This is a genomic window from Paenibacillus sp. FSL H3-0333, assembly GCF_038002805.1.
In the GTDB taxonomy this organism is placed as follows: Bacteria; Bacillota; Bacilli; order Paenibacillales; family Paenibacillaceae; genus Paenibacillus_AQ; species Paenibacillus_AQ silagei.
This window is the reverse complement of the sequence record NZ_JBBODG010000001.1, coordinates 4,344,678-4,356,995: the sequence shown is the minus strand read 5'-3', so window position 1 is coordinate 4,356,995 and position 12,318 is coordinate 4,344,678. Positions and strand designations below refer to the sequence as shown.

Here is a 12,318-nt window from a genome sequence, read left to right as displayed (position 1 = left end):
ATAGTGAACACCGAACCATGTAGAGGAGCGAGAAGGCGATGAGAAAATCATATTTGTCCTTATTTACTCTGGTATTTTGGATTCCTGCAGTGATCCTTAGCATCCTGGTATGGAACGATTATTCCGGTTATATACGCAGTGCAGCGGACCGCCTGCTCCCGGTCAAAGCGTTGTACTATCTGGACCAGGGCAAGAAGGTGCTTGCGGTCACGGACAGCAGCAACGGGCTAATGGCAACGTTGTATGACGCAGGCACCCATAAGGCTGAGCAGGAGGTGGAGCTGCGCTCAGACATCCACCGGCAGCGGCTGGTCTCTTATCAGGCCGGTAAGCTGATGATCGCAACCAAGGATAAGGCAGGCCTGCAGGTGAATGTTATTGATCCGGCGGGGGACACGAAAGAGCTGGTACAAGGAAGCTTTAATATCCCGACCTTTCTGAGCTCCGACGGGCATGAGTGGCGGGGCAGATTACTGTTCGCCGGGGCGGATAAAAGCTCAGCGGTCCATGTGGCGGAGGTCAGCCAGGCTCAGCTACACTACGTGAATCTGAACGGCTCAGCTGCTCTTCCCGCACGGCCGGTCTCCATTCGGGAAGCCTCCTTCAGCTTCCAGGATGGTTATTCCCTCCCCGTCTATGAGGTGGGACTGAAGGACGGGCGTACCGCTTATGCTTCTGCCCTCTTCGGCAAGGACGGCATACCTCTATTTGGGCTGAAGGGGGCGCAGGAGAGTGCTCCCGAAGCGCAGAAGAGGGTAGGACAGGAGTTTGCCGCGCAGCTCGGACTGGACAATACCCGGCTACTGCGGGTAAGCAGCGAATATCCAAAACAGGTTCACTATTACAATGAGGCTGCGGGTAAATGGGGCGAAGCCGTCAAGACGCCGGAGCCGGTCTATCAGGCCAGGCTCTTCCCGCTGAACGACCAAGAGACGCTGATTGCCGGGTCCACCACGGAAGACGAGATCAAGGGTACCTTACGCGGTTATTTGTATCATGAGCAGACTGGGGAATTTACGAATGTCAATGCCGCGCTTAAGACATTATCCTACGATAAGCTGCAAGATCCGAAGCTGAGCTTCTATAAAGAAGCGAATAATGATACACTGTACTATTCAAGTCTGGATTCATTGGGAGGCTGGCTGCATGTCAAGGAGGGGCTTAGCGGACAGATCAGCAACGGGGAGCTGCAGCAATGGCAGATGGCTGCCGGGGAGGATCAATTATCTGCAGCGACCTTCAAGAACTATGTGCTGACATGGAATGCCCTGGTTGTGAACTGGGTGATCTGGCTCGCAATTCCTTTACTGATGGTGGTGGGACTACTCTGGCTGCCACAGCTTCTCATCCGCAAGCGGTGGCAGAAGCTGGCCGAGGGGGTTCTGATTCAAGGCACGGTTATCAATCTGGCCGAGACTGGGATGCTGGTCAACGAACAACCACAGGTCCGGCTTACCGTCCGTTTCACGGACCAGGGCCAGAGTAAGGAAGTCCAGATCAAGCAGGTCATTTCTTATCTGAACCCGATCCGTCCAGGCGATCAGGTGATGATTAGCTATAACCGGAGCAAGCATAAGGCGACCCTGGTACGGGAGAGCGAGCTTAAGAACCAGGCGCCTCCCCGGATCATTCATGATGCGGTCTTAAGACAGATGGAAGCCTGCGGACCTGTAAACCGCGGGCAAGCACTGCTGCTGCACTTTGAGGCAGCAGGCCAAAACTACAGTGTGCCTGTGGTGCAGCCCTCCGGCTTCGTCTACCGTACCGGAGAACGGGCAGATCTGATCGTTAGGGACAGCATAGTCAGATTGTTGCGGTATGGTCCAGCAGAGCGGAGGGATCAGGCCAGTCAGCTCACCTTAGAGGCTGAAATTACAAGCATTCAGAGGTTCCCGTTGAAGCTTGCCGGCCAGCAGCTGCTGCTGCTTGAGATTGTGATGATGCACGGACAGGAACGTCTGCGCAAGGTGAACAGCCAGTTCGTCCCGGAGAATCTGGAAGTCACTGTAGGAGCAGTAGTTCCCGTAACTGCGAAGCCGGAGGAGGTTGCGCTTCAATCGCGGCTTCTGCAAGGCAAGCAAGGCAGTGCCAGAGTTCGATCGGTCGACTACCGGGGAACGACCGGCGACCGGCCGCTTGCCACGATCACCGTCGAACGCGGCGGACAGAGCTACCGGATCAGGCAATCTATAGAACCGGTGTATGGCGTAGAAGCTGGCGATGAAGTATGGGTCGCCTATGATGAGCGCACCGGGGAAGCCACTATTGTTAACTACGCCACGTAAGCACAGTTAAGGATTGATAAATTCATTTAATGAAGGGAGGGAACTGGAGATGGACAGCAGAAGCCGAATAAGCAATCTTACGAACCTATGGTTGTGGTTAAGCAGGAAGCATCCCCTTCCCCCATTGCAGTATAGGTCTATTGTATTCAGTCTGTCTTCAGGCCCCCCTGAATGACTGAATCGGAATAGCCTTGCAGCTCTCGTGAATGAAGGAATGTGCAACTCTCCCTGCTGAGGCAGTGGAGAGTTTATTTATTTACGTCAGATTGGAGTTGTACATTATGCAAATGAACTTTTTCCATCAAGGGAACCAGCGCAGACCATTCGGCTGGGCGGATATTCTCGTCATATCCTTGTTGTTATCCATCCTGTATGCCGCGGCAAAGTTAGGCTCAGGGATGCAGGTGCCTTTAGATCCAGAGGAACTGTCTTCGCTCAGTCTGGACCCTAAGTGGCTGCCTTACTATGCAGGCCGCTCGCTCCTGCGCATGTTTATCGCTTTTGCAGCATCCTTGATCTTCACCTTCGTGTACGGCCGCATTGCGGCGTATAACCGGACAGCCGAGAAATTCATGATTCCCGCCATTGATATCCTGCAATCCGTTCCGGTGCTTGGATTTCTTTCGGCCACTGTCCTGGCTTTTATGGCATTGTTTCCGGGGAGCCTGCTAGGAGTGGAAATGGCTTCAATCTTCGCTATTTTCACCAGTCAGGTCTGGAATATGACCCTCAGCTACTATCATTCCCTTAAGACGATCCCCCGCGATCTGAAGGAGGCTGCCGCAATGAATCAATTGGGCAGATGGCATCGTTTCACGAAGCTGGAAGTGCCATTCTCGATGATCGGCTTGGTCTGGAACAGCATGATGTCGTTTGGCGGAGGCTGGTTTTTCCTCGCAGCCAGTGAGTCGATCAGCGTGCTGAACCAGGATCTGCATCTGCCCGGCATCGGGACGTACATGGCCTTGGCCGCAGATGAAGGTAATATTAAGGCCTTGATCTATGCGATCCTGGCGATGGTGGTGCTGATTGTGATGGTGGACCAATTCTTCTGGCGTCCGATTATTGCCTGGAGCCAGAAATTCAAGAATGAACAGACAGAAGCAGGCGAGGCGCCAACCTCATGGGTGTTGGAGCTTCTGAAGCGGGCCAGCTTTGTTCATGATCTTAACCGTAAGCTGCACGGCGGCGTTCATGACGGATTCTTGCGGCTCTCAGCCACAAGCTTACATGTGAAATTGCCGCATGTCCCATCACTGGTCAAGACAATCTTCAAATGGCTAATCTTGCTTGTGGCCGCTTTAATTATGCTCCAATATTTGTATTCGGGGATTCTGGAGATTGCCCGCTTAAGCTGGAGCGAGCTGATTCATGTGGTATTCCTCGGTCTGCTGACCGGGTTACGCGTTGTTGTTTCGACACTTCTGGCTGTGATCTGGACGCTGCCCGTGGGTGTGTTCATTGGAACGAATCCTCGGCTATCACGAATTGTTCAGCCTGTTGTGCAGGTGTTGTCTTCTTTTCCGGCGAACATGGCATTTCCGATATTCACGATTCTGTACTTGAAGTTCGGGATATCGATGGAGATTGGGGCAATTCCGCTGATGATGCTGGGGACACAATGGTATGTATTATTTAATGTGATTGCCGGTGCGATGGCCATTCCTTCCGATCTTAAGGAAGCTGCGGTGACTTTGAAATTGACACGCTGGCAGACCTGGAAAAAACTAATTCTCCCCGCCGTCTTTCCATTTCTTGTAACCGGCTGTATTACGGCAAGCGGAGGCGCCTGGAACGCCAGCATTGTCTCGGAAATTGTATCGTGGAAGGATCAGGATCTTCAAGCAGCCGGGTTAGGTACGTACATCGCTGAGGCCACTACGAACGGCAATTGGCCGGAGATCATCTGGGGAATATTCGTCATGTGCCTTCTCGTTGTAATTGTGAACCGCCTGGTGTGGCGCAGGCTGTATGCATTAGCTGAAAGCAAATATCACTTGGATTAGAGGTGTAGAACATGACCAAAGTATTGATTGAATTAAAGCAAATCACCAAACGTTATGATCAGCCGAAGCAGGCAAATGTGAGTATTATGGAGGATATTAATATCAAGATTAAGGAGGGCGAGCTGGTATCCATCCTGGGACCTTCAGGTTCAGGGAAATCGACTCTTCTGCGCATCATTGCAGGTCTTGTCCCTCCTTCACAGGGCACGGTGCTCTATAATGGACGGGAGATTGCCGGTACCAATCCGGGTGTGGGAATGGTATTCCAATCATTTGCATTGTTTCCTTGGCTTACAGTCCTGGAGAATGTGAAGCTGGGGCTGGAGAACAAACCGCTGCGCGAAGCCGACAAAATGCGTAAAGCCCTCTCGGTCATCGATATGATTGGGCTTGACGGATTTGAAGGAGCGTACCCCAAAGAATTGTCCGGAGGGATGCGCCAGCGTGTCGGTATCGGCCGGGCGCTCGTCATGGAGCCGGATATTCTCCTGATGGATGAGCCGTTCTCCGCCCTTGACGTATTGACCGCAGAGAACTTGAAGCGCGACCTGTTGGAATTATGGACGGAGAAGCAAATCCCTACCAAATGCATCATTATGGTCACCCACAGTATTGAGGAAGCTGTCTATATGTCGGACCGGGCCATCGTCCTCTCCAGGGACCCTGCCCGTGTAATCTCCGATATTCCCATTCCCATGGCGCACTGGAGGGATAAACAAGATCTGCAGTTCACATCGCTTGTGGACCAAATCTACTCCATACTGACCCAAAGGGAAGTGAAGCCTGCCGGTCCGGCCGAAGAAAAGCAAAACACCATCGAGAAAATACCACCGGTTCCGGCAGGCGCCCTCACAGGCTTCATTGAACTGATTGACGATCTGGGTCAACAAGTGGACTTGTACAAGCTGGCCGATCAATTAAGTCTGAAACTGGAAGATTTCCTGCCCATCGTCGAGGCGGTGGAAATGCTGCAATTTGCAACGGTTCTGCATGGAGATATCGAGTTGACAGAGCCAGGACGCCAGTTTGCCAATGCAAGTGTTCTCTCCCGGAAGGAAATTTTTAAAGACCAGGTGCTGGAGCATGTTCCCATCATGGAGAAAATCATCTGGATTCTGCAATCGAAATCAAATAATAAAATGGAAGGAGCCTTTTTCGTGGAGATTTTCGAAAAGCATTTTGAGGCGGAAGAAGCCGCACTTCAACTGGATATCCTGATTGACTGGGGCCGGTACGCGGAACTGATTGCCTACGACAAAAAAGCAAAGGTGTTGTACCTGGAAAATGATTGAAATCAACCTGGATATTCGAGCGGAGGAAGTGCCTGGTCTAAGAGAAGCCGTGGGCTGGGCAAGAAGAGATTCTGACTATCCCGCCCTGTTTCAGCGGTGCAATTTCTGGGCGGGAGCCAGAGATCCCGCAGGCAGACTCATTGCCTTTGGCTACGTTGCCGGAACCGGCCTGGAGCACGGGTATATCGAGGACATTATCATCCATCCAGAGTATCAGAGGCGCGGAGTGGGGCAGCAGCTTGTTAAGGAGCTATTGAACGAGTCTATTCGACGCGGATTGACCATAGTAACCCTCACTTATAGCCGCGAGCATAAGGAATTCTATGAGAAGTGCGGCTTCTCGTCTACAGCGGCCGGAATTTGGCGGGCGGAGGAAGGAAAGTAATGCATACAAGAACTGAGAAGCCAACGAACCCTTATGGACGCTGGTTTTTTGGAGACCGTAAACCGACAGTAATTCTATAATATGTAAGGTAATTTACTATTATTAGGCAGGTTAATTCCATCATCCCGATCCGTTATGATTACATAAGCTGCGCTCTTTGAAGGAGGTTCTGCGGGCTTATGAATCCTACCCGGACGCTGATTAAGGAGATACTGTCTAATAGTAAGGGTATCCTTGCTATGATTCTATTCTTCAATATAGTAGCCGCATTCGTCTCGACTCTTCAGCCCCTCCTGTTCAAAGACTTATTTGACAATATCTTGCCCGGCAGGCAGATCGGGACGGCTGCATTCTATATGCTCCTGCTCATTCTAATTCCCGTAATTTACGCCGCCTTGAACAGCGTCACCTCTTATTACAATAATGAGCTTGGCAACCATTTATCCAAGAATCTGCGCCTGCGGCTGTTCTCAGATGTACTCCAGACCCGGCCAAGAGATGTGGACAGCATCGGCAAGGGGGAAATCATTAACCGGATCACCCTGCAGGTAGGGATGCTGTGTGAAATTTTCGTGGTAGACACCCTGATGGCCATGGTCTCGAATGCTATTCTGCTGATCGCGACCCTGTGGATCATGTTCTCGATGAGTACCGAGCTTACACTCGCGGCCATCCTCTCATTCCCTCTATGTATGTATGGCTTCAAGCGTTTCAGGAGCAAGACGGAGCGCCTGGATAAGCAGTATCATGGCATTTTGGATAAGGGCATCAACTATTTGAATATCATTTCCATCATTACGGGCATCATTTACGGCTATAGTCTGTTCCTGATTCTAAAAGGCCACATCTCACCAGGCACATTGCTGGCCTTCATTGTGATTCTTCCAAGACTGTATCAGATTTTCAAGTCGCTGTTTACGCTGAACATCGATAGGAGCCGCATGACGGTCATTATTAATAACCTGAATGACATCCTTGAACTGGAGAAAATTTCATCGGGAGCTACAGCTCCCGACTATCACCGTGTCCCCCTCCTGCAGCTGAGGAATGTCTCGTACCGGTACGCTCCAGACGATTATTTTGGGATCACTGACTTTAATCTGGACATTCAGCCCGGCGCTATCGTGGGAATTGTTGGATTAAGCGGCTCAGGGAAATCTACGATATTCGAGCTGATTCACAGGTTCATAGAGCCGGATGAAGGGGAGATCTGCCTGGACGGCGTTCCGATCCAAGAACTGGACATTCATGAACTAAGACGATATGTCGGCTATTCCCCGCAAAAGGGAGTGTTATGGAACAAGTCCATTCTCGACAACATTATTTATCCATTGCAGAAGGAAGACATGAATGAAGAGACATGGCAGAAATTCAGCACTGCTGTTGAGCTTGCCCATGTGGACCCATTCGTACAAGCCATGCCTGAAGCGTATGATAAGCAGGTGGAGAACCATGGAGACAATCTCTCCGGCGGCGAGATCCAGCGGATTCTATTAGCCAGGGCCTTCATGAGTGAACCTCGGATTCTGATGCTGGATGAATACACCTCAGCTCTGGACGCCTTGACAGAGAGTGACTTGAACGACACCTTGCTGAGCCTGAAAGGGAAGCAGACGATCCTAGTGATTGCACACCGGCTGTCCACCGTGAAGAATGCAGATGTCATCCTGGTCGTGGATAAGGGAAGAATTGTTGAGCAGGGCAGCCCAGCCGAATTACTGGTCCAACAGGGAATGTATTACAAGATGGTGGAGAAGCAGAAAATTTAGACGAAAGAGGACCTCAAGCCCAAAACTTCTCAGGAGTCACGGTAGTCCCACACTGAGGAACTTTTGTTTGGAAACTTTAGTTTGGAATATTTAGGATGTCAAATAAGCCGAGGCTTAGTATAATAGGTGCAGACGGATTCCAAGGAGGAGGTGGTTGTATGAGTGCAGGCGATATTAGCGACATTAGCGACATTAGCGATATTACTCCGATGTTCAAATTTCATATGAAGAGGAGAGGCTTTCATGAGCTACAACCCCGAAATCCCGAGAACCCGGTACGACAACTATGGCGACCGTGAATGGACACGGCTGGAGAAGGATGGTCCCGGCGAGCTTTTGTATCAGGTGCATCTGGACATTCTACAGCGCTATATCAAGCCTGGGGACCAAGTGTTGGAGATTGGTGCAGGTTCAGGCAGGTACACCAAAGATCTGGCTACCATGTGTTCTGAGTTGACCGTCGCTGATCTGTCCAGCCATCAGATTGAATTCAACAAGTCCAAAATGCAAGAGCTGTCCCTGGTGGACAGAATCAAGGCATACCATGTACTAGATGTGCTGGATATGAGCGTGTTTGAAAATGCTACGTTCGACTCTGTGGTATGCATCGGTGGTGTAATTAATTATCTCTTGGACAAAGAGACGGATGGAATCCGGGAGCTGCTGAGAGTACTGAAGCCGGGCGGCCTACTGATTGTCGGGTCGATGAGCTTCATCGGCGCCTCCATGTATTATCTCGAAGGCATCCGCTATGAGAAGGACCAGTTCGGGATCGATGCTACAAGATGGCTCATGAATACAGGGGTTCAGGACGAAGATCATTATCCAGTTCCCAGTAAGCATTACGTCCATATGATGAGGAGCTCTGAACTGGATGCTTTATTTGCCCAGTTTCCGGTTAATATTCTGGAGAGAAGCTCTGCCGGACTATACACGCAAGCTGGAGACGTTGCCTTGGAGAATGCCCGGGGCGACCAGGAGTTCTGGAAGCTGATTGTCGAACAAGAAATTGCGTTCACCAAATTACCTGGCACGCTTGATTGTGGAATGAATCTCATCTACGTGGTGCGTAAGCTATAAGGCTGCCGCTCAATAAGCATGCTTAGTCAAAATCCCGTCTGCCACAAACAGGCGGGACTTTTTATATCCGAAGGGACGGGGGTTTACGGGAATGGGAGTATGGACAAGCTCAATGAATGGTGCACCTTGGACAAAAGGTAAAATGGATCAAGCGGTGAAGGAGCTCAGACAGCGGGCGCTTATTTCGTATGTCATCGATGTGGACAAGCTTCAGGATCTGCAGGAATTAGATCAGCATGTATTTGCCGAACGCCCGGATCTGGTCTTGTCAATTAGTCAAGCCGACAGGAAAGTGCGCTATTCCGAGGAATTGCTACAGACCCTATCTGAATTACAACACATCACAGCCTTAGAGTTGAATCTGTTTCATAGTGTGGATCTGAGTGTGCTTGGCAAGTTAGCGCGGCTGCTGTTTTTATCCATTTCGGCAAAAAAGCCGATTGACCTAAGCTTTCTCACAAGCTTCAAGCAGCTGCAATATCTCTCGGTCCATGGGAAATTTCATGACTTAACGCCGATTGGCGAAGCTTCCAGCCTGGACACCTTAATCTTACGGACTACGATTCATGAGCTGGAATTTGTCCGCCGGTTACCGAACCTGCTGTGCCTCTTCATTCACGACTCCATCTTGAAAGGATCACTGGATGCGCTCGCAGATTCTACCGTCCCCATGCTGAGTCTGGCGGCTATCCGCAACTTAACGAAGGTGGATGCCCTGGAGTCCATGAGCAATCTTACATACCTGAACTTATCCTTGCCGAAGCTTGAGGCTTTGTGTGACTTTTCGAATATGCCGGGGCTTATACAGCTTGAACTCGATCAGATGAAATCCCTGGAGGATATAGATCCTTTATGGACCGCAACGCAGCTTGAAATGTTACAGCTAAGAGAGATTTCAGCAGCCGTGACCGCGAAGGAGTTAGAGCCTTTGACCGCAATGAAGCATCTGAAGCAGATCGACTTCCAGTTCCTTGATCTCAAAAAAGGAAGAATCGCAGCCTTACGTGAGTCGTTTGCCCAGGCAGGCAAGAGCCACCTATTGTATGAGAATATCGCCGAAGCCCAGCGAATCCAGCCCATGTCGTTAGTGCATTTACGCAAGCATATGGGATCGGTTCAATAAGTTAGTTCAATAAGACAGAAGATAGAGGTGATCACAATGATTGATTTAGCACAACTCCAGAAGAGAGTATATCAGAATAAGCTTGAGAAGGGGTTCAATGTCACAGATATTTATCAGGAATTCTGTCTGACCCACGGGGAACTGTCTGAAGCCTGCGAAGCCTACCGGAAGAAGAAAGATGACCTCGGTGAAGAATTAGCGGATGTTGCTATCTACCTGATTGGACTGTCGGAGATTCTGGGGATTAACCTGGAAGAAGAGATCATGAACAAGATCGACAAAAATGAGAAAAGGACCTATGAGAATAGGGATGGAGTGCTCATAAAAGTTAAGGACTAAAGCGCATTCTCCAATCTTCGTGCATAAGCACCCCCATAGTATGGAAAAACTTCTATAGTGCAGATCAACAGCATGAATAGATTTCTCAGGAGGTTAGCGTGATGACAACTCAGGACCCGAAGGAGCTTTTGAAGCTGAAGCATGAGCAGGACGAGGAGAAGAGACAGTTCACTAGCTTTGCCCGGGCTGTATCCGAAGATGGGGAAGTAGAAGCAGGTCAGGAATTCAGTCATGACCGGGTGCCTGACGACCAGAACCGTATGAAATCGGTGGAGAACAGACAGAACTGAGCAGGACCCTGACAGAAAAGTACAATGGATGGACCCTCAGGAAGCCTTCCATGCGTTCCTGAGGGTTTTTTTGTTTATTATTGTATACATACACTACTCATGGAGGTTCATATATGGTTTTTATCATTTCAATTACCATCGTAGCGATTTTTGCCATATGGGGAGCTGTGGCGCCTGACCAGATGGCCAGTACCGCTAATGCTGCGTACACTTTCTCCATCCATAATTTCGGCTGGTTCTATTTGCTGGCGACTCTGTTCTTCTTGATCTTCACCTTCTATTTAGCCTTCAGCAGGTTCGGCAGTATCCGGCTGGGAGACGATGACGACGAACCGGAATATTCCACGATATCCTGGCTGTCGATGCTATTCAGCGCAGGAATGGGGATCGGGCTGGTCTACTGGGGTGTCGCTGAACCGCTGTCCCATTATTTATCTCCGCCGGAGGGCGTAACAGGAGGGACGACAGAAGCAGCACGGATCTCCATGCGCTATTCTTTTTTCCATTGGGGACTGCACCCATGGGCCATCTATGCCGTTATCGGTTTGACACTTGCTTATTTCCAGTTCCGCAAAGGGTACAAAGGCTTGATCAGCTCTGCTTTTATCCCTCTACTCGGGGAGAGGCTGGTATCCGGCTGGCTGGGCAAGGCCATCGATATTTTGGCGGTGATTGCCACTATTTTTGGAGTAGCGACTTCGCTGGGTCTCGGGGCTCTGCAGATTAACGGAGGTCTGCATTATTTATTCGGACTTCCGAACACCGTAGCCGCTCAGATTGCAATTATTGCGGTAGTGACCGTGCTGTTCCTCATCTCCGCTACCAGTGGTCTGGACAAGGGTATCAAAATCCTCAGCAACACCAACTTAGTGATCGCCGTTCTTTTGATGCTGTTCGTATGGATGACGGGTCCGACCTCGTTTATCTTTGATACCTTTACCACCACATTAGGCAGTTATCTGCAAAACATCGTCAATATGAGCTTGAGGTTAACGCCTTTTTCCAAGGGAACCTGGGTCGGGGCGTGGACCTTATTCTATTGGGCCTGGTGGATTGCCTGGGCACCCTTTGTCGGAACATTCATTGCGAGGGTATCCAAAGGAAGAACAATCAAGGAATTTGTCATTTGTGTGCTGATTATACCGAGTCTGTTCGGTTTTATCTGGTTTTCGGTATTTGGCGGAACGGGCATGCAAATGGAGCTCTTCGATGGTGTCCAGCTGGCTGAAGCCGTTAAAGGAGACACGACCACCGCCCTGTTCGTCATGCTGGAGCAATTGCCCTTAGGCACCATAGTATCGTTAATAGCTACGATCCTGATTATGATCTTCTTCATTACATCAGCTGATTCGGCTACCTTTGTACTGGGCATGCTGACGTCAGACGGCAAGCTGAATCCCAGCGCAAGAGTCAAATTAACCTGGGGTATTCTGCAATCCTCCATCGCTGTTGTGCTGCTGATTAGCGGTGGCTTGGGCGGCCTTCAGACCGCTTCCATTGTAGCTGCGCTGCCTTTTGCCATTGTCCTGATCGGCATGTGCTTCTCCCTGCTTAAAGCGCTCAAGGAGGAGGACAAAGAGCGCCGTCAACGGGAAAAGCGCCAACGTCAAAAGCTGAAGCAGCTGCTGGAAGAGCATGAGGCTATCCAAGCTAATGCGGATTCCATATGATCATTCATTTGTGAAAAGTTATTTAAAAGAGTTCTCTCCCCCCCACCCTCCAATAGCCGGTGTTATCCTTAACTAAAAA

Annotated in this window: 10 protein-coding genes; all 10 read left to right on the top strand. The window is 50.2% G+C overall.

The features are described from left to right. Positions 1-38: 38 nt before the first annotated feature. The 10 genes from MHH78_RS19640 (at position 39) to MHH78_RS19595 (ending at position 12,239) form a co-directional block, all read left to right on the top strand. Positions 39-2,285: a hypothetical protein gene (locus MHH78_RS19640; RefSeq protein WP_341168506.1), complete on the top strand. Its 2,247-nt coding sequence runs from the start codon at positions 39-41 to the stop codon at positions 2,283-2,285. Positions 2,286-2,566: 281 nt separating this feature from the next. After that, entirely contained in the window at positions 2,567-4,291 is a 1,725-nt protein-coding gene (locus tag MHH78_RS19635) for an ABC transporter permease (protein WP_341168505.1), read from the top strand. Positions 4,292-4,302: 11 nt separating this feature from the next. Beyond that, on the top strand, positions 4,303-5,583 hold the full coding sequence (locus MHH78_RS19630; protein WP_076075252.1) for an ABC transporter ATP-binding protein: 1,281 nt from the start codon (positions 4,303-4,305) through the stop codon (positions 5,581-5,583). Continuing rightward, a complete protein-coding gene (locus MHH78_RS19625; protein ID WP_341168504.1) occupies positions 5,576-5,968 on the top strand; it encodes a GNAT family N-acetyltransferase in 393 nt (130 codons plus the stop codon). Before MHH78_RS19630 ends, MHH78_RS19625 begins: the two co-directional genes overlap by 8 nt. Positions 5,969-6,147: 179 nt before the next feature. Further along, positions 6,148-7,737 (top strand): ABC transporter ATP-binding protein, encoded by a 1,590-nt coding sequence (locus MHH78_RS19620; RefSeq protein ID WP_341168503.1) that lies wholly within the window; start codon positions 6,148-6,150, stop codon positions 7,735-7,737. A 243-nt stretch (positions 7,738-7,980) separates the two neighbouring features. Continuing rightward, positions 7,981-8,817: a class I SAM-dependent methyltransferase gene (locus MHH78_RS19615; RefSeq protein WP_341168502.1), complete on the top strand. Its 837-nt coding sequence runs from the start codon at positions 7,981-7,983 to the stop codon at positions 8,815-8,817. 91 nt (positions 8,818-8,908) lie between these two features. After that, positions 8,909-9,940: a hypothetical protein gene (locus tag MHH78_RS19610; protein ID WP_341168501.1), complete on the top strand. Its 1,032-nt coding sequence runs from the start codon at positions 8,909-8,911 to the stop codon at positions 9,938-9,940. Positions 9,941-9,976: 36 nt separating this feature from the next. Next, on the top strand, positions 9,977-10,279 hold the full coding sequence (locus MHH78_RS19605; RefSeq protein ID WP_341168500.1) for a MazG-like family protein: 303 nt from the start codon (positions 9,977-9,979) through the stop codon (positions 10,277-10,279). A gap of 101 nt (positions 10,280-10,380) precedes the next feature. Further along, the gene (locus MHH78_RS19600; protein WP_036726849.1) at positions 10,381-10,569 is read left to right on the top strand and encodes a hypothetical protein; all 189 of its coding nucleotides are present in this window, start codon (positions 10,381-10,383) and stop codon (positions 10,567-10,569) included. 113 nt (positions 10,570-10,682) lie between these two features. Then, on the top strand, positions 10,683-12,239 hold the full coding sequence (locus MHH78_RS19595; RefSeq protein ID WP_341168499.1) for a glycine betaine uptake BCCT transporter: 1,557 nt from the start codon (positions 10,683-10,685) through the stop codon (positions 12,237-12,239). The last annotated feature ends 79 nt before the right edge of the window (positions 12,240-12,318 follow it).

What these genes read in the sequence shown, in the direction of transcription:
- MHH78_RS19595 (WP_341168499.1), top strand. Translation starts at nt 10,683, where the DNA reads ATGGTTTTTATCATTTCAATTACCATCGTAGCGATTTTTGCCATATGG.
- MHH78_RS19635 (WP_341168505.1), top strand. Translation starts at nt 2,567, where the DNA reads ATGCAAATGAACTTTTTCCATCAAGGGAACCAGCGCAGACCATTCGGC.
- MHH78_RS19620 (WP_341168503.1), top strand. Translation starts at nt 6,148, where the DNA reads ATGAATCCTACCCGGACGCTGATTAAGGAGATACTGTCTAATAGTAAG.
- MHH78_RS19625 (WP_341168504.1), top strand. Translation starts at nt 5,576, where the DNA reads ATGATTGAAATCAACCTGGATATTCGAGCGGAGGAAGTGCCTGGTCTA.
- MHH78_RS19610 (WP_341168501.1), top strand. Translation starts at nt 8,909, where the DNA reads ATGGGAGTATGGACAAGCTCAATGAATGGTGCACCTTGGACAAAAGGT.
- MHH78_RS19630 (WP_076075252.1), top strand. Translation starts at nt 4,303, where the DNA reads ATGACCAAAGTATTGATTGAATTAAAGCAAATCACCAAACGTTATGAT.
- MHH78_RS19615 (WP_341168502.1), top strand. Translation starts at nt 7,981, where the DNA reads ATGAGCTACAACCCCGAAATCCCGAGAACCCGGTACGACAACTATGGC.
- MHH78_RS19640 (WP_341168506.1), top strand. Translation starts at nt 39, where the DNA reads ATGAGAAAATCATATTTGTCCTTATTTACTCTGGTATTTTGGATTCCT.
- MHH78_RS19600 (WP_036726849.1), top strand. Translation starts at nt 10,381, where the DNA reads ATGACAACTCAGGACCCGAAGGAGCTTTTGAAGCTGAAGCATGAGCAG.
- MHH78_RS19605 (WP_341168500.1), top strand. Translation starts at nt 9,977, where the DNA reads ATGATTGATTTAGCACAACTCCAGAAGAGAGTATATCAGAATAAGCTT.